This window comes from Streptomyces sp. NPDC059456, assembly GCF_042750055.1.
GTDB lineage: Bacteria > Actinomycetota > Actinomycetes > Streptomycetales > Streptomycetaceae > Streptomyces.
This window is the reverse complement of the sequence record NZ_JBHYVA010000660.1, coordinates 1-4,754: the sequence shown is the minus strand read 5'-3', so window position 1 is coordinate 4,754 and position 4,754 is coordinate 1. Positions and strand designations below refer to the sequence as shown.

The window sequence follows — 4,754 nt, the reverse complement described above, 5'->3', positions numbered from 1 at the left end:
GCCTGGGCCGGCCCGGTCACGGTCCGCGGGGACGGCTCCACCTCGTACACCGGGCCGCAGCCCGGTCAGCTCAAGCCGGAGAAGCTCAAGCCCGGCGAGAAGCCGCCGCAGTTCGTGGTGTTCTCCTGGGACGGCGCCCTGGAGGGCGACGACCACCTCTTCTCGCACTTCCGTGAGGTGGCCAAGGAGAACAACGCCCACATGACCTTCTTCCTCACCGGCATCTACCTGCTGCCGGACGGCAAGAAGATGCTCTACCGGCCGCCGCAGCACCCCCAGGGCTCGGCCGCCATCTCGTACCCGACCGTCCCGCACGTGAAGTCCACCCTGGAGCAGCTGCGCGGCGCCTGGGCCGACGGCGACGAGATCGGTTCGCACTTCAACGGGCACTTCTGCGGGCCCAAGGGCGGAGGGGACTGGAGCCCCGACGAATGGAAGAGCGAGATCGACCAGACGTACGCGTTCGTCAAGAACTGGAAGACCAACACCGGCTTCACCAAGGAAGCGCCCCTGCCCTTCGACCCGGACCGGGAAGTGGTCGGCGGGCGCGCGCCCTGCCTGGAGGGCCAGAAGAACCTCCTGACCGCGATCAAGCCCTACGGCTGGCGCTACGACGCGAGCTCCTCGGGCGACTTCCAGCTGTGGCCGTCCAAGCTGAACGGCATCTGGAACTTCCCCCTCCAGCTCGTGCCGCTCCAGGGCAAGGAGGTGCAGGTCCTCTCCATGGACTTCAACTTCCTCTTCAACCAGTCCGGCGACAGCACCCAGGGCGACCCGGCGAAGTTCGCCGCGTGGCAGGCGCAGGTCCGGGCCTCGTACATGAACGGCTTCAACCGCGTCTACAACGGCAGCCGGGCGCCCATGTTCATCGGCAACCACTTCGAGGACTGGAACGGCGGCATCTACATGAAGGCCGTCGAGGACGTCATGAAGGACGTCTGCACGCGCCAGGAAGTCCGCTGCGTGTCGTTCAAGGAGCTGTCGGACTGGCTCGACGTCCAGGACCCGAAGGTGCTGGCCCAGCTGCGCACGCTCGACCCGGCGCAGGCGCCGGACTGGACCGATCTGATCAAGTAGCCGGCCCGGCCGGCCGGGGGGAAATCCCCGGCCGGTCCGGCCGTCCGGCCTACTTCACGGCCTTGAGGTAGTCGGACCACAGGCGTACGGCCCGGTCGCTGCCCGGCGTGCCCGGGGCGTCGCCCCCCAGCCCCGTCAGCGGCAGCGGCACCAGGTCGGTCAGCGACATCCGGTAGACCACCACCGCGGTGGACTCCTCCTTGGTGCTGCCGATGAACCAGCCCGCCGTATTCGCTGCGGTATTTCCCGTTTTGCCCGTCGCGCCGGGGTGTGCCTTGCCCACCGCCTTCGCCGACCCCTCGGTCATGGTGTCCCTGAGCGCGTCCGTCACCGAGCGTGCGGTCTTGGCCGTCACGGCCCGCGTCGGCTTCGGTCCGTCGAGCGGCACCGTGCCGCCGTTGCGGGTGACCGAGCGCACCGAGTAGGGGTCGGTGTGCATGCCGTCGGCGGCGAAGGTCTGGTAGGCGCCGGCCATCCGGATCGCGCTGGGCGTGGAGTTCTCGCCGAGCGCGAATCCGGGAACCCGCGGCCCGAGGCTCGATTCGAGCAGCCCCGTGCGCTGGGCGAACGACTCCACCCGGTCGAGGCCGACGTCGAGGCCGAGCTGGAGCATCGGGGTGTTGACGGAGTTCGCCACGGCCTGCCGCAAGGTCACCTGCCCCCAGTTGCGGCCGCCGTCGTTGCGCCCCTTCACCACCTTGCCGCTGCGGTCCCAGTACGGGCCCTCGGGCGTCTGCACGGTCACCTGGTCGTTGCCGTCGTAGGGGGAGGAGGGGGAGACGGGCGTACGGGCCTTGCCGCGCGTGCGCATCACCCCGTCGTCGAGCGCGGCGGCGTAGACGACCGGCGTGAACGCCGTGCCGACCGGGATCGTGGTCGCGTTCGCCTCGTTGAAGCCCTGCTTCAGGTAGTCGGGGCCCCCGTACACGGCGAGCAGCCGTCCGTCGGGGGCGACGCTCGCCGCCCCGATCTTCGCGTACTTGTCGGTGTCCGGGCGCTTCTCGGCGTCGAAGTCCTTCTGCGCCCCCTGCACCGCGGCCGTCAGTGCGGTCATGCGGGCCCGGTCGAAGGTGGTGTAGATCTGGTAGCCGCCGAGGTCGAAATCGGACTCCTTGAGGTGGCCCGCCTTGATCGCGTACGCCTTGGCCATCTCGACCAGGTAGCCGGTCTGCGCGCCCGGGATGCCGACCAGGGACGCGCTGGAGGGCTCGGGGAACGTCGTGTAGGTGGCGCGCTCGGCGCGCGAGAGCTGGCCGGTCTCGACCATGCGGTCCAGGATCCAGTTCCAGCGCTCGACGGACCGCTCGTGGTTCTCCTTGCCGAGGGTGGGGTCGTAGAGCCCGGCCCCCTTGAGGAGGGAGGCGAGGAAGGCGCCCTCGCTGGCGTTGAGCTGCGAGACGTCCTTGCCGTAGTACGCCTGGGACGCGCGCTGGATGCCGTACGTGCCGCGACCGAACCAGCTGGTGTTCAGGTAGTCCTGGAGGATCTGCTGCTTGCTCTTGCGGTTGTCCAGCTTGACGGCCAGCAGGAGCTCGGTGAACTTCCGGGACAGGGTGCGGTCCTGGTTCAGATAGGCGTTCTTCACGTACTGCTGCGTGATGGTGGACCCGCCCTGGGTCTCACCGCCCGTCACCGCGGCGCGCACGGCCCGCAGGACGCCGGAGGGCGAAACCCCGGGATCCGAGTAGAAACTCGCGTTCTCGGCCGCGAGGACGGCTCCCTGGACCTTGGGGGGCACCTTGTCCAGCGGCATCTCCTGGCGGCTGACCCAGCCCGTCCGGGCCATCGTGGAGCCGTCGGCCCAGTAGTAGATGTTGTCCTGTTGCTTGGCAAATGAGTTGAGGTCGTCGGGTATGTCCGTTACCGCGTACGCGATGCCGACGAAGCCCAGCACGCCCAGGAACGCGTACAGGAAGGCGCCCAGCCACTGGCGCCACGAGGGGATCCACCGGCGCCAGCCGCTGCGGCCGGGTCTGGGGAACTCGGGGCGCATGCGGCGCAGCAGCCTGCGCGCCCCCGCGAGGCCCTTGCGCAGGGCCGGTTCGAGGGCGGGCGCGAGTGCGCCGAGTCGCCCGGCCGATATGCGGGGTCCGCGGCGCGAACCGGGCTTCGCCCGGCGGCCCGACGGGGCCTTGCCACCCCCCAGCGCGGCGGCCAGCCGGCCCCGCGATCGCCGTCCAGCGGCCGTATCCTGCCGTCCCACTCCGGAATGCCCCCTTGCTGTGCTTCCCGCACACCCTAGATGCATTTGCTGTGAGAGCCGTGTGAGGGCGGCGGTATTCTGCCGCGGGGGCGGCGGCGGGCTCCGGTGATCAAGCGGAGGCGGGCGGCCGGGTCCACGGGGCGACTCCGGCGGGGTGGCGGGGGTCGAAGCGGAACGCTGCCAAGCTGTCGCGTAGTTGTGCGAAGATTCCGTCCCCCGGTTCGAGTGGACCGGGTGACAAGGGGTAAACAGAGTGATACCTAAGAGGTTCAGGCCCGCCGCCATTGCGGCCCTGACCGTGGTCGTGGCGTCCGGAAGCATGCTCGCGTACTCCGCGACCGCCGTTCCCGGGCCCCGCGAGGCCGATCGCGCCACCGCCGACAACTTCGCCCGCATAGCCAGCGACGTGCTCTCCCAGCGCACGCAGGCACTGGTCGAGGATCGAGCGGGACACCGCAATTCCGGTCAGACCGCGACGAAGGCGCGCTTGTCGGCCAAGCTGAAGAGCGACGAGGACGCCGCGCTGGCGTCGCTGCGGTCCCGCAAGACGCGGCTGGCGGAGCTGGGCGAGGCGTACACGGACGCCAAGACCCGCGTCGTCGTGGACAAGGCCACGGTCACCGGCGGCAAGGCGGTCGTCCAGGTCACCGAGCAGACCACGCTCACGTACAAGAAGCTCCGGGGGGACGAGCCGGACACCACGGACATCGGCACGAAGTACCAGCTGATGCTCACCAGCAAGCCGGGGGGTGCCTGGGAGCTGAACTCGATCACCTCCCAGGACAAGGGTCCCGTCGCGGTCAACGAGCCCGTGGCCGCCCCGGTGAACGTCGTCAAGGACGACGGCAACCAGTACCCGGACGGCACGCCCGCGTCCACGAAGTACCCCGCCACGCCGAAGCCGAAGGCGAAGACCGGCGGCGCGTACGACTACGCCGCCATGGCGAAGTACGCGGAGAAGTACTGGAGCAGCTACAACCCGGCGTACCGCAAGTTCAGCGGAGCCGGTGGCGACTGCACCAACTTCATCAGCCAGGCGCTGAAGGCGGGCGGCTGGAAGGCCGTTCCGGGCTCCACGACGGACTACCGCAACTGGTGGTACGACGGAGCCAAGCAGAGCGACTCCTGGGTCGGCGCGAACGAGTGGGCGTGGTTCACGCTCTCCAACCAGCGGGCCGCCAACCTCGCCAACGTCTACCAGGCGGACGTCGGCGACATCGTGCAGGTGGACTTCAACAAGGACGGGTCCAAGGACCACTCCATGATGGTGACGTACCGCAGCAGTGCGGGAATGCCGTACCTCACCTACCACTCCACCAACACGTACCGGAAGTCGCTCGCGAGCATCATCGCGTCCTACCCGAACGCGACGTACTACGCGTACCGCACCTGACGGTGCCCCCCCGGGGGGGGGGGGGGGGGGGGGGGGGCGCGGGCGCGCCGGGGCGCGCGGGGGGGGGGGAGCGGGGACCCC

Annotated in this window: 3 protein-coding genes; 2 read left to right on the top strand and 1 reads right to left on the bottom strand. The window is 69.7% G+C overall.

The window, feature by feature from the left end:
* The coding region (locus ACFXA3_RS35785) for a hypothetical protein (RefSeq protein WP_385194125.1) at nt 1-1,077 on the top strand (1,077 nt) is incomplete at its 5' end.
* Between the two features lie 49 nt (nt 1,078-1,126).
* Here ACFXA3_RS35785 and ACFXA3_RS35780 read toward each other — a convergent pair.
* Nucleotides 1,127-3,325, bottom strand: coding sequence for a transglycosylase domain-containing protein (locus tag ACFXA3_RS35780; RefSeq protein ID WP_385194123.1), 2,199 nt, complete (start codon nt 3,323-3,325; stop codon nt 1,127-1,129).
* A 208-nt stretch (nt 3,326-3,533) separates the two neighbouring features.
* On the opposite strand from ACFXA3_RS35780, the gene ACFXA3_RS35775 reads away from it, so the two are divergent.
* Nucleotides 3,534-4,673, top strand: coding sequence for an amidase domain-containing protein (locus ACFXA3_RS35775; protein ID WP_385194120.1), 1,140 nt, complete (start codon nt 3,534-3,536; stop codon nt 4,671-4,673).
* Nucleotides 4,674-4,754 lie beyond the last annotated feature (81 nt).